Raw genomic sequence first — 23979 nt, 5'->3', positions numbered from 1 at the left:
GACGGTGGGCCGTACGGCGGAGGTGGAGCGGCCTGCCGTGACGCACCCTGCGACGGTGCGCCCTGCGGCGGCCGGCCCTGTGGCTGACCCTGTGGCGGTCGTCCGGGTGGTGCCTGTCCCTGTCCAGGCGGCCGGCCCTGCGGAGGTCCCTGCAAGGGTCCTTGTCCCGATCCGGGCGGGCCATTCTGTCGCCCACTCTGCGGCCCGTACTGCGGCCCGGACGGCGGGCCACTCGGACCGGCCGGCGGTCCGTTCCGCGGACCCGGCCGGGGCCCGGACTGGAAGCCTGGCGGCGGTCCGGACACCGACGACGTGGATTGCACAGTAGGCAGCACGGTCGTCTGACCGGCGCCCTGTTCGGTTGCCTGCTCGCTCGCCTGCACGGTCAGTGGTTCAGTTGCGTGTTCGACAGCGGGCTGTTCCGTGGCCGGCGGATCCCACCCGCGGAACGCGCCGCACCCGCCGCAGAAGTCGGTCGGCGGGCTGTCGACATGCCCGCAGGCCGGACAGGGTGCCGGTCCCTTGGGTGGCGGAGCGGTAGGTGGCAAGGCTGGAGTGCTCAACGTTGCACCTCGATGTCCAGTCGATGGGGTATGTGAGCCGGCTTCGACGCGCGGATGAGGGCGTCCAGACGTCGTGGGTCGATGGCCCGTTCGGCCGGCACCCGGAGCCGCACGATCAGCGATGGCCGTGGGTCCCCGGGCGGGGGACAGTTGGGTTGCGGCGACCAGCGCGTGCCGCCGCTTTCGATCACCTCGGGGTCCAGCCCGGTCGCGAGCCGGATCAGCTCGCGTACGCAGGCAAGCGTTCCCTGCCACTTGTGCAGTTCCGCCGCCCGCGCCACCAGTCGCCTGCGCAGCTCGACGGTCGGGGTGTACGCCTCGACCATGCCGATCCAGCTGCCCAGCCAGGCCAGGAAGTCCGGCGGCGTGAGCTTCGGGTCGAAGTAGCTGTCGAGGTTGTCGAGCGTGGCGTAGACGGGTGCGAGCGCCTCGTCGAACGCACTGACGAACCGTTCGGTGAAGTCCTGCTCCTGATAGATGCCAGGAAGCGCCTCGATCAGGTTGTGCGGGCTGGACAGCCCGGGCACCAGCCCGCGTCCGACGTAGCGCGTCCGCCCGTTCGAGCGGCCGTTCACCAGCTCCTGCGTCATCTACGTCACCACCCGCACCAGGTGTTCGTAGGAGTAGACCAGCGCGTTCGAGTCGACCGTGAGGCGCTGCACGGCCTCGGCCCGCTCGGTGGTCAGCGGATCGGTCGGGAACAGCCGTACGTCGTCGACCAGCTCGACGCCCGGCAGCGGCTGCAGCACGGCGTAGACATCGCCGACCTGCACGGGCCGGCCGAACGGCCAGCCGTCGCTGTCGGGGCCGCCGGACAGCGGGTGGAAGTAGCGGTACAACGTCTCGATCGCCTTGCGTTCAAGCGCTTCGGTGTCGGTTCCGGGCCGGGCCCGCAGCTGCGCGACGACCGTGATGCCGTGGTATCGCGGCGGTTCGACCACCAGCCGGGTGCCGATGATGCGCCGCTCGTCGAGGTACTCCGCCAGCTGGCGCAGGGTCTCTTCGGCCGGCACGAGGTCCTCGAACCGCAGCCGGCCCTTCTCGTCGTCCGGTGCCGCGGGCACCAGCAGTACCCGCACGACGCCCGCGAGCGCGGGGTCGTCGGACGGCGCGGTGCAACGGACGCGGGCGACCTCGGGCACGGCCTGCCGCGCGAGCTGTTCGTAGTCGGCGGCGGTGACCGCGCGGTTGCGGGTCTGCAGCGCCAGCGGCCCACGCAGCTTGGCGTTCTCGATGTCCTCGGCGTCGACGCCGCCGCGGGCCGGCCTGCGGTTCTCGACCTTGCGGATGTTGGTGACCTGGCTCTTCACGATGCCGATCGCGCCGATCGCGACGTTGCCGCGCCGCCCACCACCGGTGCGGTACGAACGCACGCGCAGCGAGGCGCCCTTCTCGGGAATCGCGCCGTACTGCCGCAGCGAGCCGTCGGACTCGCGGACGGCCGGGCCGAACGCGATCTCGCCGCTGGTCGCGTCCAGCCGGAAGTGCCGGTCGGTGGGCCCGCTCGCCGCGAAGTCGTTGACCGGGTGCCACTCGCGCGTGCCTTCGCGTTCCTCGGACTCGACGACGACCGGCTTCTCGCCGGGGATGACGGGCCGGCGCTGGAGCTGGAACCGCTGGCCGGGAACGCCTTCGGACGTTCCGAACCACTCGTCGGCGATGGTCTCCGCCTGGACGATCGGAGTCGTGCCGCCGACCGTCGCACCGGTCAGTGTCGCGACCCTCGGCGACGCGCTGTAGGGCGGCTGTCCCGCGCCGCGCGGAATCACCCGGCAGCGCAGCCAGGCGGCGCGCTGGTTGTCGATCAGCGAGCCCGTGTGTCCTTCCGGTACGTGCAGGACGACCTCGCCGGACCGGTTGAGCCCGCCGGTGTTGTCGTGGTCGAGCTCGCATGCCGTCCAGCCCGATCCGGTCCAGGCCTCCCAGACGATCGGCGGGTTGCGCGGGTCGACGCCGACACCTTCGACGGCACCGCTCTCGAACTGCAGCGCGACCGCACATGACGGCACCGGCTGCGAAAGCCCGACCAGCAAGGCGTCTCCGACCACGGGCACGCGCTGGAAGCAGTTGAACGCGGCGTCGCCCGCGACGGTCTCGGGGTGGTGCCTGGCCGGCTGGTCCACGAACGCCGAGGCGAGGTGGCTGACCTCGCACGGCACGATGTTCAATCCGACGACAGTGGTGAACATGACCGCTTCCTCGGACTCGGTGCGCTTGGTCGCCACCTCCGTGCCCGCCGCGATCGTCAACGTCTCCTCCGCAGGCGACGTCAGCCAGAACGTCACGTCGCTGCGGGCCGCGGTCGGCGGGAACAAACGGACGCCGACCAGCTCGAGGAACTTCACATACATCCGGTCCGGCACCCGGTTGAGCCGGAAGAAGAGCTGGTCGACCATGTACGCGAACGTCTCGATCAGCGTCACGCCGGGGTCCGACACGTTGTGGTCGGTCCACTCCGGGCAACGCTGCTGTACAAGGCGTTTCGCGTCGTCGACCAGGTCCTGGAACCGGCGGTCGTCCAGATCGGGCGCGGGCAGGCTCATTGGGTCTCTCCGGTCTCAGTTGAGGTCGAGACGGAATGCAGGTTCATCACGCCTCCCCGGTTTCGTGGGGCGGAATCACATAGAAGGGGAACACCAGGTTGCGTGGGTCGTTACTACCGCGCAGGGTGTACCGGACATCGATGTACAACGTGGACGGAGCAGCTTCGTCAACGGTTACAACGACGTCCTGAAGTTCGATCCGGGTCTCCCAGCGTTCGAGCGAAAGCCTGACCTCGTGGGCGATCATGCCGGCGGTGCCGGCGTTGGCGGGCGCGAAGACCAGATCGTGCACCGCGCAGCCGAACTCCGGCCGCATCGGCCGCTCGCCGTACGCCGTGCCGAGGATCAGCCGGATGCTCTCCTCGATCTCCTGCTCGCGGGTGATCAGGGCGATCCCGCCGGTGGTGTCGGTGCGCAGGGGGAACGCCCAGCCGGCGCCGATGAACTCTTCGGCCACGGGTCAGCCTCCGATCAGGACGGTGGTCGCGGACCCGATCAGCTGGCCCTGCATCGCGAAGTTCACAAGACTCGTGGATCCGGTCTTCGCGGCCGGCTTGCCCTCGATGAGCACCGAGCTGCTGCCGACCGTGACGGTGCCCTTCTGCGTGGGCGGCGCCATGTGCGGGTCGGCCGGGTGCAGGCCGACGTGTGGTGGCGTGTTGAGGCCCCAGGATCCTTGTACGGCGGCGGGTTTGCCGGTGATCAGGGTCTTCGTCGCGAGCTGCATGGTTAGCGGCGAGGAGAACGGCATGGGCGGTGCCGGCTGCGGCGCGCCGGTGCCGGGGTTCGGTATCTGGTGAAGCGTGCAGGTGTAGACAATCTTGTCGCCGAGTACCGCTGCCGGTGTACCCATGGTCTTGTTCCTCGTCCCCTCTGCTTCTTCGTCTCAGTTGAGCTTGATCGGCTGGCCGGTGACCTCGACGATGGCGCCTTTCAGCGTGAGCTTCGCGGTCGCCTCGACGCTGACGTTGGCGCCGCCCTTCACCGTGATGTCCTGGTCCGCGCTGATCTCGACCTTCCCCTTCGAAACCAGCTTCATCGTCTTGCCCTGCTCGTCGAGCAGGATCTGGAGCTCGCCCTTGCCGGTCTTGATCGTGACGGAGTTCTTCTCGTCGTCGAAGATCAGCGTGTGGCCGACCCGGGAGGTGAAGCCACGCCGGTGGATCTGGCCGTTGGTGGCGTTCACCAGCTCGCCGTCGCCGAGCTTGGGCTTGTCGACACCGTTGTAGATACCGCCGATGACGTACGGGCGGCGGGCCTGACCCTGCTCGAACGCCACCAGTACCTCGTCGTTGACCTCGGGCAGGATGACCGTGCCGCGGTTGGCGCCCGCACCGGCCTGGACCGTGCGCACCCAGTCGCTCTGGAAGTCCTCGGAAAGCCAGGGAAACTTGAGCTTCACCCGGCCGAGCTTGTCCGGATCGGCGACGTCGGTGACCAGTGCGACGGCAACGCCGGACGTGCGGTGCACGGGCTCGCCACTGCCGTTGTTGCCGTTGCTCGCCGTCAGGCTGAGCAGCGAGCGATCCTGTTGCCCGCTGACCGTGAACGCCGTGGTGTAGCCGGACTTCGGGTCGTAGGTGTGCCGGGCGGACGACAGCACGTACTTGCCGTCGAACGGCTCGCCCAGCAACGACAGGCTGATCGCCGCGCCGGCCTTCAGCTTCGGGTTGCCCCGCGCCACACCGTCGAGCTCGGCGAACGTGCCCGACACCTGCTCGGCCGTCACCTTGGCGACGGCGTCGACCTCGGACTGGTTCTGGAAGGCGCCTTCGGTGCGTACGTAGGTCTTGCCGCCGAACATGCCGGCCAGCTGGGCCGGCTTGGTCTGCAGGGTCGCGCTCTGGGTGTCGGCGGGTGCGGTGCCGACGACCGGCTGCTTCTTCATCACGTCCCAGCCGCGCACCTCGACGTTCTGCACCTGCTCGGCGGAGGTGATCGTGGCCCGCAGGCGCAGCAGGTTGCTGCCGTAGACGAGCTGCAAAGGGTTCTTGGTGGCGAGGCCGGTCGACCCCGGGCCGCCGCTCGACTTGATCGGCGACTTGAAGCAGAGCTTGCTCTCTTCGACGACCAGTTCGTAGCCGACCTCGCGGGCGAGGCTTCGCAGGAACGCCCAGTCGTTCTCGGCTGCCTGCGTGACGTGCGGATAGACGCCGCTCGTCGAGTCGATCGCGCCGACCGGCACGCCGGCCCGCCCGGCGACCGTGCGTACGACGTCGGAGTAGGTCACGTTCTTGTAGGCGTAGGTGTTGATGCCGCGGAACAGCCGGTGCGAGTTGTCGAATCCGCGGACGACGGTGAGCGTGTCGCGCTGGTCGTAGTCGAGCTCGAGCGCGGTGACCTCGCCCTCCACCAGCGGCTCGCCGGACGGCGAGGCGTCGGAGACCGCGCTGATCTTTGCCTTCGACCCGACCTTCGCGCCCAGGGTGTCGAGGACGATGCGCTTGGGGTCGCGGAAGCAGAGCACGAACATGTCGGGCATCGTGCGGTTGTCGTCGACGAACGCGGACACCAGCAACGGCTCGACCTCGGCCGGCATCGGCCGGCCGTCGAACTCCACCACCCACTTGGTGGTGTGCTGTTGTTGCTGCTGTCCGATCATCGAAGCGCGCCTTCCTGTTGGCTTCTGCTCAGTTCTGGCTGGGGATGCTCGGCACGCCGGGCAGCGGGATGCGCAGCTGCGTGCCGGTCGGAAGCCGTTGCGGGTCGTCGATCTGGTTCTCCTGGGCGAGCAGCCGCCACATGCCCGCGTCGCCGTACTCTCGATACGCCACTGACTGCAGCGAGTCGCCCGAGACCACCAGGTGCGTACGCAGCGCCGAAAGCCCACCGGACGTGGGGTTCTGCGCACCCTGGTCGACCGGGAACTCCTCGAGCTCGACCGTGCAGGTCGCGCGCAGCGGGATGCCGTCGGGCTTGAACAGCGTGTACTTCGCGCTCACCGACTTCATGAACGCGACGAAGTGCACCTTCCCGCCCCAGCCGAACTGCACGAACGGCGGCGACGGCTTGTTCGACGACACCGCCTGCGGCAACGGCTGCAGGCAGGCGAACAACGTGTCGACGTCGCCGGAGACGTCGGTGTTCTTGGTCGTACCGTCCAGGAACAGCTCGAGGCTCATCGACGACGGACCGGCACCGCGGAACTCCGGTGGCGCGGTCTTCTTCGCTCCGGGGGAGTCGGAGCGGCTCCAGTTCGCGCTCTTCTTGATGGAGTACTCCTTCGGGTTGAACTGGAACTCGATCCGGCCCTTCCCGTTGACCGTCGCCGACCCACCCGGTGCGCCGCCGGACGACGACGGCTGGATGAATGTGAGGTACGCCTTCTCCAAAGCCATCGCTTCCTCCTAAGCCAGGAACCCGTGGTGGGCGAGCTCGAGCGTCTCGGTCGCCACCTTCGCGGAGTTGACGTCGAGCGTGGGACCCTTCCAGCGCAGCGGCACGACCTCGCGCAGCGTCCAGGTCCAGATCTCCTTGCCGTCGACGGTCATCGCGGTGATCGCGGCGTTCCCGCGGGTCACACCGCCGGCCAGGCTGGAGAACCAGGTCGCGATCTTCTGGGTGTCGGCGTTGACCGCGCGCGTCAGCTTGATCGGGGTGTACTTGATCCGGCCGGGCAGCTGGTGGACGTAACCGTTGTTGCCGCCCTCCTCGCGCTGCTCCATCGTGACCTCGCAACCCATGCCGTCGCAGCCGGTGAACGTGCCGAGATCGTGGCCGTCGATCCTGACTTTGAAGCACACCGTGACAGCTGGGTCCAGAGTGACTTCGGACATGGTGTTCTCCTTCTGAGCTGCTAGCGGTAGGGGTCGGTGAGCAGGCCGGCACGTTCGCGGTCCAGACGCAGCTCCGCGCGTAGCCTGCTGCGGATCCGGTCGTAGAGCTGCCTGGACAGCTCGTCGAGATCGCCGGGCGAGGCCGCCGCCAGTGGGTTGGAACCCCCGCCGCTCGGCCCGGGCGCGCCTCCCGGGCCGAGCCCTTCGGCCGTTGCGTTTCCTGTGGCCGCAACGACCGAGTTCATGGCGGTGTTCGCAGTCGAGGTCGCGCTCGACACCCCGTTGGTTACGTTGTCGGCCAGGTCTCCGGCTGCTGCGGTGGCGGAGTCGGCGAGCGAGCTCACCGGACTGAGGGCGGAGCTGACGGTGGAGGTCGCCGCGTCTGTGAGGCTGCTGGGCACGCCGGCGGGCGTGACCGGCATGGAAGGCAGGCCCGGAAGGCCCGGCAGGCCCGGCAGGTTGCCGAGCGTCGGCAGCCCCGGTGGCGAAGGCAGCTCGGGCATCGACGGGACACCGGGTGCCGACGGGAGCGCCGGCATCGAAGGCATCGACGGTGCGTCCGGCATCGAGGGCATGGCCGGGATGCTTGGAAGCGACGGCATGGCCGGTGCGGCCGGGAGGCCGGGCAACCCGAACCGCTGCACGACGCCCGGCGCGGCCGAGCCGCCGTTGGAGGCGGCCGGCCGGACCAGTCGTCGCCCGGAACCCGGATCGGCCGGCGGTGTCAAGCTGCGTTGGACCGGCGCCTGCTGGGCCAGGAACGCTGGCCCGGTGCCGACACCAGACGCAGGCATGGTGCCGGCACCGGGGGTCTGTGGGAGTACGGCATGCGCGGAGTCGCCGTCCGATCCGCCGCCGGAGACGCTGCGCTGCAGGCTGAGCGGCTCGAGGGCGCGCCATCCGAGCAACGGCTGGACGCCGGTCGCCGCCTCGCCGGCTGGGATCGGGAGGTCCGCGGCGGAGCCGAGCAGGGGCGCGACGCTCGTCTCGGTCTGGCGTTGCAGCGCCACAGCCTCGACGTCGAGCGTCGAGGCCGGGTGGGACTCCAGCGGACGCGAGTCTTCCGGGGGCGTATCCACCGCGCTGAGTTCTGCCGAGGACGTGTCCGCCGGGTAGGACTCGGCCGGGGCGGACTCCGCCGGGAAGGAGGCTGCCGCGTGAGATTCGGCCGGGGCAGGCTCTGCTGTGTAAGACATCGCGGGTGTGGGGACGGCCGGGCTCGCGGGGGCCAGGGAGCGCTGTACCACCGGCTGGGTGCCGAGCACCGGCCGTAGTTCAAAAGGGTCCGAGCCGGGTGAGGTGCTCGAGTCCGGGATCACGTGCATGGGCTCGCCGAGACCGAACCTGCGCGGCTTCGGCGGCTCGACGGAGGCGGGCTCGTCGATCGCTCGCTGGATCGGCTGCAGAGTAGGGGCGGTGAGATCCGTGGGATCCGCTTGCGGGCTTGACGATTCCACGGTCTCGCTGGTGCCGGCCGGTGTTTCCGGTGCGGCCGGCATGGTCTGGATCGTCGGCATCGTCGGCACAGCCGGCGCTTCCTGCCCGGCCGGCTCGGCAGGCGTCACGACCGGGTCGGCGGGCGCCGGCGTCGGGCGGGTGGGGGAGCTGGCGGCATGCAGCTGAACCGTGACCACCGGCAGCTCGACAGCGCTCGCGCTGACGAGGTTGGGGCGCGCCGGCCGGACCGGCGGTTCGGCGGCAGAACGTTGTACGGCCAGGCGTGAGATCGACGGGCCGTCCGAGGTGAGCCCGGTCGTCGGAGCCGAAGCAGCCGAGGCGGTGGCGTCGTCGCCCGGCTCCGCGGCGGGTACGGAGATCGCTTCGGCGGTCTCACTCACCGTGCGGGCCGGTTGGGTGCTGTCGGGCAGCCTGGGTGCTGCGGCGAGCGGTAGGCCGACGTTCTCGGCTGCCGTTCCTCCGGCGACCGTTCGCTGCACGGTGTTCGCGCCCGCGGCTTGCGAGGGGGCTGTCGCGCTGCCGGCCGAGTCGGCGAGTGGCGTCTCGCCGATCAGTCCGGCGACGGTCTCCGGAGTGGAGCTCTGGTGCGTGCCAGGCTGGGTTGTCCGCTGCACAGTGGCGGTGGACGAGCCCGGGTCGCCGCTCGTCGCCGGTTCCGCTGGCGGCGAGGCTGCCTCCGTCGTGGCCTGCTCGGAAGCGGCGGTCTCGGAAGCAGCCGGGCCGGAGCCGATCCCTTCCGGGACGGTCGACTCGGCGGCCGGCAGCCCTGCGACCGGCAGGTCCGCGACCGGCTGCGTGGACGCCGCCATCCGCGAGACAACCGGACCGGAGCCGGCAGCCAAGCCTCCGGAAGCCGCCCCGGATGTCATCGTCCCGGTGGCCGCGAACGGCTCGCCCGGAACGGCCTTGCTTCCGAGTCCCCGTGTGCGCTTGCCGCCGGCCGATCGTACGGGCATGTCCAGTGCCCGCTGTACAGCAGCCGGACGGGCCAGCCCGCCCACCGAACCGCTCGGTGCGTCGGGCGAAACGGCGTGCCCCAGCGGTTCGAGCGCCGCCAGGCTCTGCCACGACACCAAACCGGCTTCGAAGGACGACGTCCCGACGGTCAGCGGCATCTGCTGTACGACGCGCTGTACCGCGGGCGTGGAGCGCCAGGCCCCGTCACCCCCTTGCCGAGCGCCACGATCGCCGGCGGATGTCGGCTCCGCCGGCGAACTGCCCTCGGTGGCGTTGGTGGCTTCAGGGTCCGTCGAACGACCCCGAAAGAACGTGGCCAGCCTGTCGAAGAGCCCCACCGCGGATCACCACCCCCCGCTGTTGTTGTCGGCGGAGCGGCGCCGGTTGATCGCGGCGATCTGCGCGACGTACCGGTGCCGCTCGGCGTGTTCCAGATCGAGGATCTCGCCCATCGACCAGTGGAAGTGATAGGCGACGTACGCGACTTCCTCGTACAGCTGATCCGTCGCGTACGTCACGATTCCCCCAGGCGACCACCGGCGAGGTCCACCGTGAACTCGTGCGAACAGGCCGGGCAGACCAGTTCGGCGCGGGTGTGTCCCTCGGCGTTGACCCGGCGGTACAGGTCCTGCAGGAACGCGAGATCCGAGGCGAAGAAGTCCTCGACGATGCCCGCGTGGATGTCCTCGATCGTTCCGATCCTGGTGATGACGCGGGCGAGCAGGACGACCGTGAGGTAGGCCGGGTTCTCCCGTACGCGGTCGTCGCGCAAGGGGATCAGCTCGTCCCGTGCCGTTGCCAGCCGCATCACACCGTGCCGGTGCACTGTGCCGCTCGCGTCGACGTATCCACGCGGCAGCACGAACGAGAACTCCGTTCGCATCGACTCCGACGTACTCGATGCACTGGAGGATCCGCTCGCGGAAGCCACTCCGGCGGAACCCGGGTTGACCGAGGCTTCCGTCGCGGCTTCCGCCAACGTCGTCCCACTCACCACGCGCCGCATCAGGCCGCCTTGAGCTCTTCGTAGGAGATCGTCAGCTTCTCGGTCAGCACATCGGTGGCGCCGGCCTTCATCGCGCCGAGCTCCAACGACACCGGCCAGGCGTTGACCATGTTGTAACGCTTGACCTCGGCACCTTCGTAGTCGTAGACGACGACCGATCCGGTCTTGCGAACCTGGCCCATCTTGCCGAACCGGGAGTCGTTGATCCACGTCTCGAAGCTCTTGTCGGCGGTCAGCGCGCGGGTCACCGTGATCTGTCCGGCCTTGGGGCGGCCGGGCAGGTTGGTGATGGAGTACTTGCCGTCGTTGGTGTTCTGCTTGAGCTCGATCTTGTCCTGCTCCATCTTCAGACCACTGACTTCGGTGATCTGCTTGATGGTCACGCCGTCGTACTCGATGCCGAACGAGTGACCGACTGCTCCATCCACCGCGGCGTTGGGGAATGCCATTCTGGGTTTCTCCTTTGCTTACTGATCGCTTATTCGCTGACCAAGCTGGTACCGCTGGACATCTGGGCCAGCCGGAAGACCACGAACTCGGCCGGTTTGACCGGTGCCACGCCGATCTCGCAGATCACCTGACCGAGGTCCATGCTCTCGGAGGTGTTGGTCTCGTCGTCGCAGCGAACGTAGAACGCCTCGTCCGGCGTGAGCCCGAACAGCGCGCCCTGCCGCCACTGCATGACCAGGAACGCCGCGATGGTGCGACGGATCTTCGCCCACAGCGCCCGGTCATTCGGCTCGAAGACCACCCACTGCGTGCTGTTCAGGATGGATTCCTCGATGAAGTTGAACAGGCGGCGGATGTTGATGTACTTCCATGCCGGGTCGGACGACATCGTGCGCGCGCCCCACACCCGGACACCGCGGCCGGGGAACGAACGGATGCAGTTGACGCCGATCGGGTTCAGCAGGTCGTTCTCGCCCTTGGTGAGGAGCAGGGTCGGAGCCAGCGCACCGCGGATGACCTCGTTCGCCGGTGCCTTGTGCACGCCACGCGTGTCGTCGTTGCGCGCCCAGATTCCTGCCAGGTGACCGCTCGGCGGGATCGTCATCGGCTTGCCCGTCGCCGGGTTGATGGTCTCCAGCCAGGGGTAGTACAACGCGGCGTACGCGGAGTCGTAGTTGGCCGTCTGCCGCCAGCCCTGAACCTGCTGCGGAGAAAGGCCGGGCGGCGGGTCGAGGATCGCCACGCGGTCGCCCATCAGCTCGCAGTGGGCGATCATGCCGAGCTGAACGCCTTGTACGGCAGGCAGATCGATCAGTCCGTGCTCGTAGGCCGCCATCAGGTCGGGCGCGCACACCATCGTGATCTCGTCGATGGCCTCGAGCCCGCCGATGCCCGTGCGGGCGGCGGCGTCGCCGGTGTACTTGTCGGCGGAAAGCGTCGCGGGCAGGGCGGCCTGGTCGGGCGGCGGAGCCTGCAGCTCGGCGCGACCGCGAGGCGGTGCCTCGAGCTCGCCCTTCGCTTCCGTTTCCTCGAGCGTGATGACCTTGGACCGGGTCTTCACCACGGTGATGACGTTGTTGCGGCCCTTGGCGACCGTGACGGGGTCGTGTTCCTCGACCGTCCGCTCACCGTCTCGGACGATCAGTTTGAAGCTGCCCTCGGGCGCGTTCTCCGTCGTGGAGTCGGCGACCTCGATGGACAGCCGCTGGGATGTCCCACCGTCGACGGCGCGGACGCGGAGACCTCCGACCACCGCCTCGGGTGCGGGCTTGCGGCCGGTCTGACCGTTGCCGCTGCCGCTGCTGCTGCTTCCGTCCGCGCCGATGCGCAGCACGTAGCACATGCCGCCACCGTTCTGGAAGTAGCCGTACACCGCGTGCGCGAGGTACGAGCCTTCGACGAAGTCGCCGAAGGTGTCGACGAACTGGCTCCAGTTGGTCACCAGGACAGGTGTGTCGGTCGGTCCGGTCGCGGCGAGACCGACGAAGGCCGCGACCGCGGTACCGACGCCCTCGATGGGCTTGGAACCGGCGTCCAGCTCTTCGACGTACACGCCGGGCGACAGATAGGTGGGCATTACCGGTTACTCCTCTTCCTTGGCTTCTTCGTCTTCTTGGCGTTGCACCGCGGGGCCGGTTTCGGCGACGAGGTCGCCGGCACCGGGTTCGACCGTCTCCGCGGCTTCGGCGTGGCGTTGCACCGCTGGTGCGGGCTGGCTCATCACGCTTTCGGCGTTGGCGACCGCGGCACGCTCGAACCGGTCCGACGGGTCGCTGACCCGGATGCCTCCCGGCGCGGCTTCGCCGTCAACCGGACCGTTGCGCTGCTGCATGACGTGCGTGAGCTCGTGCGCCAGCGTGGTACGGCCCGAGTGACTGTCCGGGTCGTACGCGTCGCGCTGGAAGACGATGTTGTTGCCCACCGTGTAGGCGTGGGCGTTCACGGCCTTCGCCGACTCGTGGGCATGGCCGCCGGTGTGGATGCGTACGTCGGAGAAGTCCGCACCGAGGCGGCCTTCCATGTCGGTGCGGGTGTCGGCGGGAAGCTGCTGGCCGCCTGCGTTGATGACGTCGTGGACAGGGGACTGCTGCGGTTCGGCCTCGCGCTCGTCCTCGACCAGGCGGGAGACCGTCTCGTTACCGACGATCCGTTGCAGCCCGGCGACACCCGCCGGACCAAGGATGTCCACCCGTCCGGCCATGGCGGCGTCGACGTGTTTGCCGTCGAGGGCGTCCGCCCGAAGGGCGGCGCCAGTTTGGTCATGAGCGGCCAAGCCGTCTCGTTCGTGGTCGTGCGCTCGTTCGTGCATGGGTTCCTCCCACTAGACGTTCGCTCAGCAGGGAGGTTGGTGTCGTTCACGGGGGTCCTGGGCTTAGGGCAGTGTTGCCTGCCCGATCGGGCAGGCCGGTCTGCCCGGAGGGACCCTCGGGACAAATGCGCGCGAAAAACGAGCACGAAAGAGACGAAAGCCGACCGTCGTCTGTGGCCGTTCGACGGTCGGCTTTCGCAAGGGGGCCAGTCCGGAGGGTCGTGGAGGCCCCGGACCGGGCGTTTGTTGGCTGGCCCGCAGTACGTTGGCCATCAGGGGGACACAGGCCAAACGCAGGCCGCACCCGGGCCAGCCGGTGACCGCTCCGGCGTCCAATTCAGCATGCCCCGGAAACCTTCGCGGTCACCTCACCTGACACCGCAGGCGCCGGATGATGACGGCGTTCCCGGACTTTTCCGGATTTTCTCTAGACGATCTGTTCCAGGGGGTCGCCGGTCAAGCGCGCGGCGCATGGCGCCGTTGGTGGGGGTGGGCACAGCCGGAGGAGGAGCCAGGAGGGGCCTCCGGCGATCGACGACAACGCAGCCGGCGTGGATGCCAGGCGTCGCGCGTCAGGCGACCCCCTGGAATAGATCGTCTAGCGAACCCAGATCTCGTCGCTGTCGTGCTCGCCGCCGCTGTCGACCCGGACGTAGACGGGGTAGCGCTCGTCGAGCAACAGCTCGAGCGGTGGGTACGTACGGACGGCCGCGGTGATCCGGCCCCGGCGGTCGGCGGTGCCGGTGCACTCGTAGCCGTGCGGGATGACCAGGCCGTACGCCGAGCAGCTCCAGGTGCCGTCCTCGACCAGCGGTGGGCTGTCGGACACCGTGCCGGTCGGCTTGGACATCGCGTGCAGCAGCGGTCCGGCGATCCGGAGCCTGACCTGGTTGCCCGGTTCGGCGTGGTAGACCTCGCCGGCCACGTAGTCGCGGCGGTCCCAGCTGCCACCCGTTATCTGCCGGGTCTCCAGCACGAGCCGCGGCTTGGGCGCCGGCGGAGGTGGGGTCGGCGTGGGAGTGGGGGTCGGCTCGGGTGTCGGCTTCGGTGGGGGAGTCGGTGTGGGGGTGGGCTTCGGCGCCGGCGGCGGAGTCGTCGGCACCTGGCTCGGCGTGGGCCGCGGCGCCGGCTCCTGTGTGGGCTTTGGGCTCGGCTTCGGCTTCGGCTCGGGGGATTTCGAGGGCTTCGGCTTGGGAGACGGCTGCTTCTTCGTGGGCTCGACCGGCGGTGGCTGCTCCTTCTCCTTCTGCTTGGAGGCCACCGGCTTGGGTTCAGCCCGCGGCGCGGCGTTGTCGTCGGAGACCATCGAGACCGCGGCCATCGCGATGCCGCAGAACACCGCGATCGACGCGGCCGCGATACCGGCGGTACGTGCGACCGAGCGGCCGGGGACGGTGGGCGGGCCGCTCGAGCCGGTCGTCGCGCTGGTCGCCGCGGCGAGCATGGCCGCGACCTTGGAGCTGCTCGCGATCGCGAAGTAACCGCTGAACGCGAACGCCGAGCCGAGCACGAGGTGGCCCAGCACGACGCGCAGGCTCGCGCCGATCTCCCTCAGGTCGGCCAGTGCGAGCGAGCACTTCGCGCAGACCTTCAGATGCTTGTCGACCTGGCGGCGGGACAGCAGGCTGAGCGTCCCGCGTACGTAGGCACCGAGCTTGCCGAGGGTGTTCTTGCAGCCGGAGTTGTCGCCGTGCTGCTGGATGTGGACCTGGAGGTACTCACGGCTGAGCGCTTCGCGTGCACGACCGGACAACTGGGCGGCGGCGTTGGCGGAGACACCGAGGAAGGCCGCGGCCTCCTTGGTCTGCATGCGCTCGACCTCGACGTACCACAGAACTTCTTTCTGGGCAGGGGTCAGCCGCTCGTAGGCCTGCGTGATGTAGTGCTGGTCGAGCGCCTCGATCGCGGGATCGTCCGGCTCGACGGGAGAGTCGAGCACGCCCTCGTCGTCGGACGGGACGTTGCGACGTCGGACTCGGGCCGCGTTCTGCGCGACGTTGGAGACCGCGCGCAGGAGGTAGGCGCGAAACGCCTCGGTGGGACCGTTGCCGTGTCGGACGGCGTCGAGTACCCGTGCGAACGCCTCAGCCGCGATGTCTTCTGCCTCACCGCTGTGGTCGTACTGGTGGGCAGCACGCAGCGCGGCGGGATGGTGCCTTCGCCAGAGCTCGGCGTAGGCCTCGTCATCTCCCGCGCGTAAATCGGCAAGTAGTTCGCGATCCGAAGGGCCGTTCGGAGTCTCGTCCCCATTGGCTCCGCCGGCTGGGCGCATGCACCATCTCCCTCCTCCCACGGCCCGCTCACACCGTAATGCCGGCCGGGTACTTTACGCAATGCCGGCGTTGACGGCACGATCCCCTTGCATCCGTGGAAGTGAGGGTTGCACCGAGCTACGTCGATATGGCCAAGCCTGCTTGATCGTTTGGCGGCAAGAACGACCTGCGGCTTGCCGCCGAGGTCGTAGCGTACCCGTTCGAGCGGCCGGCCCGGGCAGGCGCACGGGCCGGCCGCCCGGTCACCTGAATGCCCCTATCCAGGTGACCCACGACCCTGTTGCCGGACTTGCGGTTCAGGACGCGACCGCACGCCAGTTAATCGCGTTCAGTTGCAGCAGTCCGTGCTCCAGGGTCCATCTCCAGCAAGTCGACCCACACGAGCGCGATCTCCGTCCCAAGGTTGCGCAGGAAGGCCTTGAGCGGTTGAGCGGTGTCGATCGACAGCGGAGCAAGCTTGCAGACCAGGACGCGGTCGTCGGCTGGTTGCCAGGCGCCGAACCCCATGACCCAGTCGGTGGGGATGTTCCGTCCGGGATGACGGCGGCGTAGCTCGAACCGCCACCAGTCCCCGCGACATGGGCCGTCGGCTGGACGCTTCGCGGAAGCACTAGCACGGCGGTCTCCGTTCACGTTGGCTCTCCCGACCCGGTCGACAACATGCCCTCGGTGACGCGAGCCGGACGTCTGCCCCGGCTCTTTTCATGTCTCGTTGACCGCTGACACGGTTACGGCCGGAAGATGACGAAGGCCATTGTGTGACGTGAATCACACGGTTCTACGCAGAGTCATGAACACCTGGTCAGGGCGAGGTTACTCACCGATATATTTCGCGAACTTTGGGGCTATCCGCGAAGTGAGTACAGATCCGGACCAGGTCGTCAGGACCGGAGCGCCGGCTCCAGCAGCCAGTGCCGCTCGCCGGGGAGCCGCGGACGTGCGACGGCGTGCGAGCCGGCTCCGCCTCGCACCAGTCCGCAAGCTCCGCCTGCTCGCCGGTCGCGAACGCCTTCGCCAGTTGGCGAAATCCGCTGCTCGTCGCGGTCGGCGGCGAAGTCGTAGAGGTTGGAGTGCACGGCCCACGCTTCTCTGTGAGCGCCTTGAGGCTCGGGTGCAGTTGCTCGTACGCGAGCGCGGTGTTCGCCCACACGGTCATCTGGGGAGTCGCAACGGCGAGGCGAGCGGTGGCGGCGTCCGATATCGGTCGCTTCGTTTCCTGGTGGGGACGCGAGTGTGAACGACCTCGAACGCCGGCCAGCCGCCCGCCTGCCTCTGTCTGGGTGGGGTGAGCGTGGCTACGTCACGCGTAGCCGGTGTCGCCGTCCAGCAGCTCGCGGATCGCGTCGAGGTGGCCGAGGTGGCGTGCGGTCTCCTCGATCATGTGGCACAGGACGTACCGCGTCGACGCGGAATCCTTGCCGGCGTACGGTCCCTGCTCCAGCGCGTCCAGCGACACGCTCGCCACCGCGGCGCGGGAGCGCGCGCACTCCTCGTCGTACTCGTCGACTAGTTGGGCGAGCGGTACGCCGTCGACCATCATCTCGGCGTCGGGGTGGCCGCCTTCCCGCCACGGCGTCTGTCCCTCGTCGGGTACGCCGAGGAGGTTGAGCTGGAACCAGGAGTACTCGTTCCAGCGCAGGTGCGCGACGACACCGGCCATCGTCATCAGCGGCGACGACGGCAGCACCGGACGGTGGGCGTCGGCCTCGGCGAGGCCTTCGCACTTCTTGCGTACGCCGGCGCGTTGCACGTCGAGCCAGCCGTTGAGATAGGTGCGTTCGTCTGCTGTGGTGAGCAGATCCTTGCGAGTGGTCACGGATTTCTCCAGGAAGGTAGAGCGATCATGGGCTTCGCGGGCGACATGGCGCGCTCACCTCCTTCCTGTTCCGTTCCTCTCCGCCAAGCGATTCGGTTTGTATTAAAGCACGGGCCCTGTGAACAATGGCGGTCGTGACTGCTTTCGAGCTCAGCACGCCGCCGAAGCTGCCGCGGCCCGCCGGCTACAGCCACGTCGCCGCGATCGCGCCGGGCAGCCGGCTGGTCTGGACGTCCGGCCAGATTCCGGTCGCGCCCGACGGCACCGTCGCCGAGGGCGACTGGGAGGCGCAGACCCGCCAGGTGATGCTCAACGTCGGCGCGGCGTTGGAAGCCGGTGGCGCGACGTGGGACGACGTCTTCAAGCTGACCATCTACGTCGTCGACACCTCGGAGCTGGTCGTGGTCCGCACCGTCCGCGACGAGTTCGTCAACACCGACCGCCCGCCGACCAGCTCCCTGGTCCAGGTCGCCGGCCTGATCCGCCCCGACCTCCTCCTCGAAATCGAAGCCGTCGCGGCCGTCGCTGACCCCGGCGCAGACCAAGCCGCTGGCAATTAGTTTTTACGGGTCACCCAAACTAATTAATTCCGTCGCCGGCCCCGGCTACGGCGAGCAGGCAGCTTCGGAGCCGGCGCAGGCCTTCGTCGATGCGGTCGGTGGGGATCGCGCCGTAGCCGAGGACGAGGCCCGGGCGCGTGTGTTGCGGCCGTGCGGAGAACCACGAGAGTGCGGGCAGGGCCACGCCTGCTCGTCGCGCGGGGTCGACCACGTCGCGGGTGTCGTCGACGGTTTCGGAGCGGAAGTAGGCCGCGACGTGCAGGCCGGCGACCGACGGCACCGGCTCCAGCCAGCGCGTGAACCCGCTCGCCAGCGCTCTCGTCAACCGCTCGTGCCGGGCGCGGTAGACCGCGCGTGTCCTGCGTACGTGCCGGGCCAGCCCCCCTTCCTCGATGAAGCGGGCCAGCGCCAGCTGGTTGGTCAGCGGGCTGTGCCAGTCGGTCACATACTTCGCCGCTCGCAGCGCTGGCAGCAGCGACGGCGGCGCCACCAGGAAGCCGAGCCGGAGAATCGGCAACAGTACTTTGGAGAACGACCCCACGTAGATCACCCGGCCGGCCTGGTCCAGGCTCTGCAGCGGCTCGATCGGCCTTCCTGTGAAGCGAAACTCGCTGTCGTAGTCGTCCTCGACGATCGCCGCGTCGTGCCGTTCGGCCCACTCGAGCAGCGCGAACCGCCGCGCCGGTGACATCCGCATGCCGAGCGGAAACTGGTGCGACGGCGTAACGAACACCAGGCGTACGTCGTCGGGAATGGCGTCGACCACCAGACCCTCGGCGTCGACCGGAACGCACACGACGGACGCGCCGAGCGACTCGAACAGGCGGCGGACCGGTGGATAGCCGGGGTCCTCGACGCCGACCCGGCTGCCCGGCTCGACCAGGACCCGGCCGATCAGGTCGACGCCCTGCTGCGTTCCGTTGACGATCACGATGTCGTCCGGATCCGCTTTGACAGAACGGGAAACGCCGAGGTGCCGCGCGATCGCCGCGCGCAACTCGACGTGGCCGGCGGGGTCGGCGTACGCGCCGTTTCGTACGCTGCCGGCGCGCAGCTCGGTCGTGAGCAGGCGCCGCCAGGTCTGGTACGGGAACAGCCGCGCGTCTCCCAGGCCGAGCCGGAAGTCGTACTCCGGCTCGTCGGTGAGTGTCGGCGGCTCGGGCGCCTGCTTCCAGACCGCGCGCGGTGTGAGCGGAGTGGGCTGGCTGCCGGCGCGCTCGCGGGTGGCGGCGGCGCGCTGCCGTACGTCGTCGCTGACATAGGTGCCGGCACCCACCCGGCTGGTGACGAAGCCCTCGCCCGCGAGCTTGTCGTACGCGGCGATCACGGTGTTGCGCGCGACCGAGAGCTGCTCGGCGAGCTCGCGGGTCGGCGGCAGCGGATCGCCGGAACGCAGCCGGCCGTCCAGGACCGCGGCGCGGAGCTGGCGGTAGATCTGCCCGGCCAGGTCGCTCTTTTCGCCGAGGCTCAGATGAATCTCCACGGTGCGCACGTTATGCGGCTTCGCCGGATTGGCGCAGTGTGACCTGCCCGAATTGGACCTGGTCGCGGATCCACTGCCTGCTTAGGCTCGCTGCTCGATGTCAACAACAGGGAGGGTGACCATGGCAGGGCGAGTTCGTACGGTGATGGCGGGTCTGCTGCTGGCGGCGATGGGTGCGGTGCCGGCGGCGCAGCCCGCGTTCAGCTCGAGCGCCGAGGCCGCGTCGGAGACCGGCGGCGGGTCGTCGTCGTGCGCGGCGGAGCTGGACCGGACGATCCAGCGCTTCACGACCACATTGCTGGGCCGCGATCTGGAGGGGTACCTGCGGCTGTGGACGGATGACGCCGTGCTCACGCTCAACAGCGGCAAGATCATCGTCGGCAAGGCGGCCATCCGCGACTTCTACGCCGGCCTGATGGGCGTACCCGGCTGGACGGAGACGTTCGACGAGGTGAGCAGGAAGATCTACGACTACCACACCGCGTACGTCGTCGACAACGTGTTGTTCGAGAACCCCGACTCCGGCGTACGCTCGCCGCTGGCGGTGAGCCTGACGCTCACGCGGGTGAACGGCCGGTGGATGGTCGTCGGCGAGCACATCACAGGCGTCGCGGAGTAGGTTCGGTGTCGGTGCCGTACGCTGCTCAATCGGTCTGGGCAATCGGCCTCGCGACGCGCCGGGCGACGTCCCCGGTTGCGCGGAAATGAAGTGAGAAGCTGCTACCCGTAGCCGCGAACTGAAGCAGGCGAGGGGAGCAGGGGATGTCCGCGATCTTGGAACAGCCGACGCTGGAGCAGCAGCCAGACTGGTTCGGCGAGCTGGTCGGGCCGCGCGCCGCCGAGGTTTTCACCAGATATGCCGTGCCCTGCCTGCACTACGCGCACTGGGCGGCGTTGTATCGCTACCGCCTCGACGACTGGACCGACGAGACGACGTACGGCACCGACCGCTATCGCTGCTTCGCCGCTCAGCTGTCGAGAGTGGTCGCCGACCGGCTGCCCGGAGCCAGGGCGCACCGGCCCAACGAGATGTTCGGCACCCCGTTCACGATCGAGACCGGGCGCTTCCTGGTCTACACCTATCGCTACGGCAAGACCGCGCGCGACCGCTTCCAGGGCATCCCGTTCCGGGAAGACTCCGGCATCCGGGCGAAGATCGCGTCGCGGCACCACGACGGGCAGGGGCAGCTCGACTACCACGGGCTGCCCCCGATTCCGTTGTCCAGCGTGATCTTCCTGGCCTGGGCCGGCAACCGCGACGACGGGCTGTGCCGGGCGTTCCTCGCGATGCCCTACATCTCGGTGGTCGACGGGCTGCTCTATTGGCACGACGACAAGTTCCTGGAGCTCGACGTGGGTACGGGCCGCAGTCTGTACGGCCTGCCCGTGCTGCCCGGCACCGCCGGCCCTTCCGGCTCGGCCTCGGTCGGCGAGACACCGGCCGGCACGGGGTCGCCGGCGCTTGCCGCCGACTCGCGGCCCGAGGTTCCGAAGCCGCCGGCGTTCGACCTCGAGCTGATCGACGAGGGGGCCGGCTAGGTGGCCGACAGGCGGACGGGTGCGTCGCGCCCGGGTGAAGCACAGGCCGGCGTCACGTCGCTGACGACAGCAGAGGACGCCGTCCATGCGATCCTTCCCGGCGATCTCGAGGCGGCCAAGGCAGTCGCGGCGGCGTTCGACCCGGCTCGGCTCACGCTGGCCCGCGAACGTGCCAAGCTGGCGAAGAAGGACTTAGCCGAGGCGGTCGGTGTCACGCCGACCGCCGTCACCCAGTTCGAACGCCGGCTGGCCAGGCCCGCGCCCGAGACCGTCGTACGGCTGGCGAGCGTGCTCGGCCTGCCGGTCGGCTACTTCGCCCTGGGGCGGGCGATCGTGCCGATCGAGGAGGCCGGCACGCACTTTCGCAGCCTGCGCTCGACCCGGGTCGCCGAACGCACCCAGGCGCGCGCGACGATGAGCCACCTCGCCGAGCTCGTCGGCGAGCTCGAACGCGTCGTGCGCCTGCCCGACCTCGACGTGCCCGAGATCGAGGCGGCGCCGTCGGTCGCAGCGGTGGAGGTACGCCGGGCCTGGCGGATCCCCCACGGGCCGTTCCATCATCTGCTGCGCACGCTGGAGTCCAAGGGCGTCGTGATCAGCATGGCGCGGTTCGGGGCGGGGGAGCGGATCGACGCGTTCACCTGCCGTTCGGCCGACCTGTCGCGGCCGTTGATGTGCCTGACCAAGGATCGCGGCAATCCGTTGCGGCGTCGCTTCAGCGCGGCTCACGAGCTCGGGCACCTCGTACTCCACGGCGGTTCGGCGGCGGCGCCCGGCTCGGCGCGGCAGGAGCAGGAGGCCGACAGGTTCGCGGCGGAGCTGCTGATGCCCGCGCGCGACCTGGAGCCGTTGCTGCCGAACCGGCTCGACCTGGCGTACCTCTTCGAGGTGCAGAAGGTCTGGGGTGTGTCGGTGCACGCGTTGCTGCGGCGCAGCCACGACCTCGGCGTGATCGGCGAGTCGCTCTACCGCCGGGGCATGGTGACGCTCGGCCAGCTGGGCTGGCGTCGCACCGAGCCGACGGGCACCTATCCCACCGAATGGCCTTCTCTGCTTGCCGAAGCGGTGGAGCTGGCCGCGGCGCGGGGGGTGACGGAGCAGAGCCTGGCAGACGACCTGTGCCTGCCGATGGTGGAGGTGCGCGAGCTGCTCAGCCGTACGGTCGACGAGCGGCCGAGCCTTCGGCTGGTGTCCTCCGGATCGTCGCCTTCGCCTTCGCCGTCGCCGGGTCAGCCCGCGCGCTGAGTTACCTGCCCGGTCTGCCCGGCCTGTTCGACCTGCTGGATGCCCGGCCGGCCCGCCTCGACGTAGATGCTCGCCGCGGTCTGGATCGGCGCGCCCGGCTCGGTGACGTACGGCACGACCTGGTAGTCGGTGCGCCAGGTCGTCGGCGTGATCTCGCAGCGGCCGTAGCCGCGCTGCGAGTTGTGGAACTTCATGTGCGGGTTCTCCCGTAGCCAGGTCTGGCCGAGGCTGTCCATGGGGCTGCCGTTCTGGCCGGAGCTGATCGACGTACCGAGGAACTCGACGCCGACCGTCGGCGAGGACTGGTCGGCGAAGTTCAGTTTCAGGTCGGCGGCGGCACTGCGGTGCGCGTCGCCGGTGAGGATGACGAGGTTGTCGACGCCCTGTTGCTGTACGCCGTCGAACAGCCGTTGCCTGGCCGCGGCGTAACCGTCCCAGGTGTCCAGGCCGTAGCGGACGCCCTCGCCGTCGGTGTGGTCGGCCTGCATCATGAAGACCTGGTTGCCGAGGACGTTCCAGGTGGACCTGGAGCGGTCGAGGCCGTTCAGCAGCCAGGCCTCCTGGTCGGCGCCGAGCATGGTGCGGCTCGGGTCGAACCGCTCGTCCTGGTTGGTGAGCTGGACGTCGCGATATTGGCGGGTGTCGACCATGTGCAGGCTCGCGAGCCTTCCGAACGTGAGGCGCCGGTAGAGCAGCATGTCGGGTCCGTCGGGCTTGGCGGCCAGGCGTAGGGGCTGGTTCTCGTAGAACGCCTGGAACGCGGCGGCGCGGCGCTGCAGGAAGACGGCGGGATCCTGGTCGGGCTCGGTGTCGGGCTGTGAGTGGCTGCCGGCCCAGTTGTTTTCGACATCGTGGTCGTCGATCGTCACCAGCCAGGGGAGCGCGGCGTGGGCGGCCTGGAGGTCGGGGTCGAGCTTGTACTGGCTGTGGCGGATGCGGTAGTCGGTCAGCGAGAACGTCTCTGCCGCCGGCAGGTGCCCGCGGCCGATCGTGCCCTGGCTGCCGCCTTCGTAGATGTAGTCGCCCAGGTGGACCACGAAGTCGAGGTCGTCCTGGGCGAGGTGCCGCAACACCGTGAAGTGGCCTTCGGGAAGGTTCTGGCAACTGGCGAACGCGAAGCTCAGGCTTGCCAGCCTCGCGTCCGCGCTTGGAGCGGTCCGCGTCCGGCCGACAGCGCTGACCTCCCGGCCGACGCGAAACCGGTACCAGTACACGCGATCCGGCCGCAGGCCCCTGACGTCCACGTGTACGGAGTGGGCGAGGCTCGGTGTGGCCCGGGCGTCTCCCGCACGTACAACCCGCTGGAACCGCTCGTCCTCGGCGACCTGCCACTGCACTGAAACGTCGACCTGCGGCATGCCACCCTTGCCATCCAGCGCGGTCGGGTCGGGAGCGAGCCTGGTCCAGAGGACCACACCGTCGGCCACCGGCTCCCCCGACGCGACGCCCAACCTGAACGGGTTGCCAGGAATCCTGACCTCCGCGAGCGCGGGCCTCGCCTCGACCACTTCTGCACCAATCGCGGCGGCGAGCGTGCCGCCACCAGCCATCGCCAAGAACCGCCGGCGGTTGGACATAGTTCGTCGACCGGACATGATCGGATCCCCTCCCTGACAGACCGTCCGCATCGTCATGTCCCAGCCGGCGACTGTCAACGGAAGCGGCCAAGGCTGGCCAACGCCCTGTTGCATCGTGCGATCGTTTGCCAATTCCGCGTTACGGCCGAACTCGTCGCTCGCCGGGCGCAAGGCCGCAACCTTCAGCGTGGCGGCGATGTCGCCCGAGCAGGAACGCGCCTTCGACCGGGGAAGCCCGCTTGCCGGACGGCTGAGATGCCGGCGTGGACTCGATCGTCGTTGTCGGCTTCGCTGCCGACGTTTTCGTCTCCGCGACCGCCCCGTGACGCCTGCTGGCTCGGCTATGCCGTCACCATCCGAGTTGTGGCCACCGGGTTCGTCCGCGCCCATCCAGACGGCGACGGCGCGGCGATCGCCGACCTACG

23 protein-coding genes are annotated in these 23979 nt (G+C 69.2%); 4 read left to right on the top strand and 19 right to left on the bottom strand.

Annotated elements, in window-relative coordinates; all coding sequences use genetic code 11:
• Positions 1-559: 559 nt before the first annotated feature.
• The 17 genes from ACYVF6_RS31695 to ACYVF6_RS31615 all read right to left on the bottom strand — a co-directional run bounded on the left by ACYVF6_RS31695 (position 560) and on the right by ACYVF6_RS31615 (position 17150).
• A complete protein-coding gene (locus ACYVF6_RS31695; protein WP_460526348.1) occupies positions 560-1153 on the bottom strand; it encodes a phage tail protein in 594 nt (197 codons plus the stop codon).
• Complete coding sequence (locus tag ACYVF6_RS31690; protein WP_460526346.1) at positions 1154-3106, bottom strand: baseplate J/gp47 family protein; 1953 nt, start codon at positions 3104-3106, stop codon at positions 1154-1156.
• 46 nt (positions 3107-3152) lie between these two features.
• Positions 3153-3563 (bottom strand): GPW/gp25 family protein, encoded by a 411-nt coding sequence (locus tag ACYVF6_RS31685; protein ID WP_460526344.1) that lies wholly within the window; start codon positions 3561-3563, stop codon positions 3153-3155.
• 3 nt (positions 3564-3566) lie between these two features.
• On the bottom strand, positions 3567-3959 hold the full coding sequence (locus ACYVF6_RS31680; protein ID WP_460526342.1) for a PAAR domain-containing protein: 393 nt from the start codon (positions 3957-3959) through the stop codon (positions 3567-3569).
• A gap of 33 nt (positions 3960-3992) precedes the next feature.
• Positions 3993-5708: a type VI secretion system Vgr family protein gene (locus ACYVF6_RS31675; RefSeq protein ID WP_460526339.1), complete on the bottom strand. Its 1716-nt coding sequence runs from the start codon at positions 5706-5708 to the stop codon at positions 3993-3995.
• A gap of 28 nt (positions 5709-5736) precedes the next feature.
• Positions 5737-6444, bottom strand: a complete 708-nt coding sequence (locus ACYVF6_RS31670) for a CIS tube protein (RefSeq protein ID WP_460526337.1) — start codon at positions 6442-6444, stop codon at positions 5737-5739.
• A gap of 9 nt (positions 6445-6453) precedes the next feature.
• Positions 6454-6882: a phage tail protein gene (locus ACYVF6_RS31665; protein ID WP_460526335.1), complete on the bottom strand. Its 429-nt coding sequence runs from the start codon at positions 6880-6882 to the stop codon at positions 6454-6456.
• A gap of 20 nt (positions 6883-6902) precedes the next feature.
• Entirely contained in the window at positions 6903-9455 is a 2553-nt protein-coding gene (locus ACYVF6_RS31660; protein ID WP_460526332.1) for a hypothetical protein, read from the bottom strand.
• A gap of 186 nt (positions 9456-9641) precedes the next feature.
• Positions 9642-9815: a DUF6760 family protein gene (locus ACYVF6_RS31655; protein WP_460526330.1), complete on the bottom strand. Its 174-nt coding sequence runs from the start codon at positions 9813-9815 to the stop codon at positions 9642-9644.
• Positions 9812-10180 carry a hypothetical protein gene (locus ACYVF6_RS31650; protein ID WP_460526328.1) on the bottom strand — a complete coding sequence of 123 codons (369 nt, stop codon included), beginning with the start codon at positions 10178-10180 and terminating at the stop codon, positions 9812-9814. Before ACYVF6_RS31650 ends, ACYVF6_RS31655 begins: the two co-directional genes overlap by 4 nt.
• A 122-nt stretch (positions 10181-10302) precedes the next feature.
• The gene (locus tag ACYVF6_RS31645; protein WP_460526326.1) at positions 10303-10752 is read right to left on the bottom strand and encodes a phage tail protein; all 450 of its coding nucleotides are present in this window, start codon (positions 10750-10752) and stop codon (positions 10303-10305) included.
• Positions 10753-10781: 29 nt separating this feature from the next.
• The gene (locus ACYVF6_RS31640; protein ID WP_460526324.1) at positions 10782-12329 is read right to left on the bottom strand and encodes a phage tail sheath family protein; all 1548 of its coding nucleotides are present in this window, start codon (positions 12327-12329) and stop codon (positions 10782-10784) included.
• A 6-nt stretch (positions 12330-12335) separates the two neighbouring features.
• The gene (locus ACYVF6_RS31635) at positions 12336-13061 is read right to left on the bottom strand and encodes an eCIS core domain-containing protein (RefSeq protein ID WP_460526322.1); all 726 of its coding nucleotides are present in this window, start codon (positions 13059-13061) and stop codon (positions 12336-12338) included.
• 598 nt (positions 13062-13659) lie between these two features.
• Positions 13660-15333 carry a sigma-70 family RNA polymerase sigma factor gene (locus ACYVF6_RS31630; RefSeq protein WP_460526320.1) on the bottom strand — a complete coding sequence of 558 codons (1674 nt, stop codon included), beginning with the start codon at positions 15331-15333 and terminating at the stop codon, positions 13660-13662.
• 319 nt (positions 15334-15652) lie between these two features.
• Entirely contained in the window at positions 15653-15841 is a 189-nt protein-coding gene (locus tag ACYVF6_RS31625; RefSeq protein ID WP_460526318.1) for a hypothetical protein, read from the bottom strand.
• Positions 15842-16215: 374 nt separating this feature from the next.
• On the bottom strand, positions 16216-16410 hold the full coding sequence (locus ACYVF6_RS31620) for a hypothetical protein (protein WP_460526316.1): 195 nt from the start codon (positions 16408-16410) through the stop codon (positions 16216-16218).
• A gap of 224 nt (positions 16411-16634) precedes the next feature.
• Positions 16635-17150 carry a DinB family protein gene (locus tag ACYVF6_RS31615; protein WP_460526314.1) on the bottom strand — a complete coding sequence of 172 codons (516 nt, stop codon included), beginning with the start codon at positions 17148-17150 and terminating at the stop codon, positions 16635-16637.
• A 134-nt stretch (positions 17151-17284) separates the two neighbouring features.
• Between ACYVF6_RS31615 and ACYVF6_RS31610 the strand changes: the two genes are divergently transcribed.
• Positions 17285-17710, top strand: a complete 426-nt coding sequence (locus ACYVF6_RS31610) for a RidA family protein (RefSeq protein WP_460526312.1) — start codon at positions 17285-17287, stop codon at positions 17708-17710.
• Between the two features lie 19 nt (positions 17711-17729).
• On the opposite strand, the gene pdxR is transcribed toward ACYVF6_RS31610, so the two are convergent.
• Positions 17730-19193 carry a MocR-like pyridoxine biosynthesis transcription factor PdxR gene (pdxR, locus tag ACYVF6_RS31605; RefSeq protein WP_460526310.1) on the bottom strand — a complete coding sequence of 488 codons (1464 nt, stop codon included), beginning with the start codon at positions 19191-19193 and terminating at the stop codon, positions 17730-17732.
• A gap of 121 nt (positions 19194-19314) precedes the next feature.
• Here pdxR and ACYVF6_RS31600 point away from each other — a divergent pair, with 121 nt between their 5' ends.
• The 3 genes from ACYVF6_RS31600 to ACYVF6_RS31590 all read left to right on the top strand — a co-directional run bounded on the left by ACYVF6_RS31600 (position 19315) and on the right by ACYVF6_RS31590 (position 21977).
• On the top strand, positions 19315-19812 hold the full coding sequence (locus ACYVF6_RS31600) for a YybH family protein (RefSeq protein ID WP_460526308.1): 498 nt from the start codon (positions 19315-19317) through the stop codon (positions 19810-19812).
• Between the two features lie 143 nt (positions 19813-19955).
• Positions 19956-20732, top strand: coding sequence for an RING finger protein (locus ACYVF6_RS31595; protein WP_460526306.1), 777 nt, complete (start codon positions 19956-19958; stop codon positions 20730-20732).
• A complete protein-coding gene (locus ACYVF6_RS31590) occupies positions 20733-21977 on the top strand; it encodes an ImmA/IrrE family metallo-endopeptidase (RefSeq protein ID WP_460526304.1) in 1245 nt (414 codons plus the stop codon). It begins immediately after the preceding gene.
• On the opposite strand, the gene ACYVF6_RS31585 is transcribed toward ACYVF6_RS31590, so the two are convergent.
• Positions 21962-23572 carry an alkaline phosphatase D family protein gene (locus ACYVF6_RS31585; protein ID WP_460526302.1) on the bottom strand — a complete coding sequence of 537 codons (1611 nt, stop codon included), beginning with the start codon at positions 23570-23572 and terminating at the stop codon, positions 21962-21964. The genes ACYVF6_RS31590 and ACYVF6_RS31585 overlap by 16 nt on opposite strands.
• Between the last annotated feature and the right edge of the window lie 407 nt (positions 23573-23979).

The organism is Flindersiella endophytica, from assembly GCF_054779015.1.
This window is presented reverse-complemented; position numbering and strand designations above follow the sequence as displayed.

Coding starts and splice junctions, on each gene's coding strand:
- ACYVF6_RS31695 (WP_460526348.1), bottom strand. CDS start 1,153: ATGACGCAGGAGCTGGTGAACGGCCGCTCGAACGGGCGGACGCGCTAC.
- ACYVF6_RS31690 (WP_460526346.1), bottom strand. CDS start 3,106: ATGAGCCTGCCCGCGCCCGATCTGGACGACCGCCGGTTCCAGGACCTG.
- ACYVF6_RS31680 (WP_460526342.1), bottom strand. CDS start 3,959: ATGGGTACACCGGCAGCGGTACTCGGCGACAAGATTGTCTACACCTGC.
- ACYVF6_RS31675 (WP_460526339.1), bottom strand. CDS start 5,708: ATGATCGGACAGCAGCAACAACAGCACACCACCAAGTGGGTGGTGGAG.
- ACYVF6_RS31670 (WP_460526337.1), bottom strand. CDS start 6,444: ATGGCTTTGGAGAAGGCGTACCTCACATTCATCCAGCCGTCGTCGTCC.
- ACYVF6_RS31665 (WP_460526335.1), bottom strand. CDS start 6,882: ATGTCCGAAGTCACTCTGGACCCAGCTGTCACGGTGTGCTTCAAAGTC.
- ACYVF6_RS31660 (WP_460526332.1), bottom strand. CDS start 9,455: ATGCCGCTGACCGTCGGGACGTCGTCCTTCGAAGCCGGTTTGGTGTCG.
- ACYVF6_RS31650 (WP_460526328.1), bottom strand. CDS start 10,180: ATGCGAACGGAGTTCTCGTTCGTGCTGCCGCGTGGATACGTCGACGCG.
- ACYVF6_RS31645 (WP_460526326.1), bottom strand. CDS start 10,752: ATGGCATTCCCCAACGCCGCGGTGGATGGAGCAGTCGGTCACTCGTTC.
- ACYVF6_RS31640 (WP_460526324.1), bottom strand. CDS start 12,329: ATGCCCACCTATCTGTCGCCCGGCGTGTACGTCGAAGAGCTGGACGCC.
- ACYVF6_RS31635 (WP_460526322.1), bottom strand. CDS start 13,061: ATGCACGAACGAGCGCACGACCACGAACGAGACGGCTTGGCCGCTCAT.
- ACYVF6_RS31630 (WP_460526320.1), bottom strand. CDS start 15,333: ATGCGCCCAGCCGGCGGAGCCAATGGGGACGAGACTCCGAACGGCCCT.
- ACYVF6_RS31625 (WP_460526318.1), bottom strand. CDS start 15,841: ATGGGGTTCGGCGCCTGGCAACCAGCCGACGACCGCGTCCTGGTCTGC.
- ACYVF6_RS31600 (WP_460526308.1), top strand. CDS start 19,315: ATGGCAGGGCGAGTTCGTACGGTGATGGCGGGTCTGCTGCTGGCGGCG.
- ACYVF6_RS31595 (WP_460526306.1), top strand. CDS start 19,956: ATGTCCGCGATCTTGGAACAGCCGACGCTGGAGCAGCAGCCAGACTGG.
- ACYVF6_RS31585 (WP_460526302.1), bottom strand. CDS start 23,572: ATGTCCGGTCGACGAACTATGTCCAACCGCCGGCGGTTCTTGGCGATG.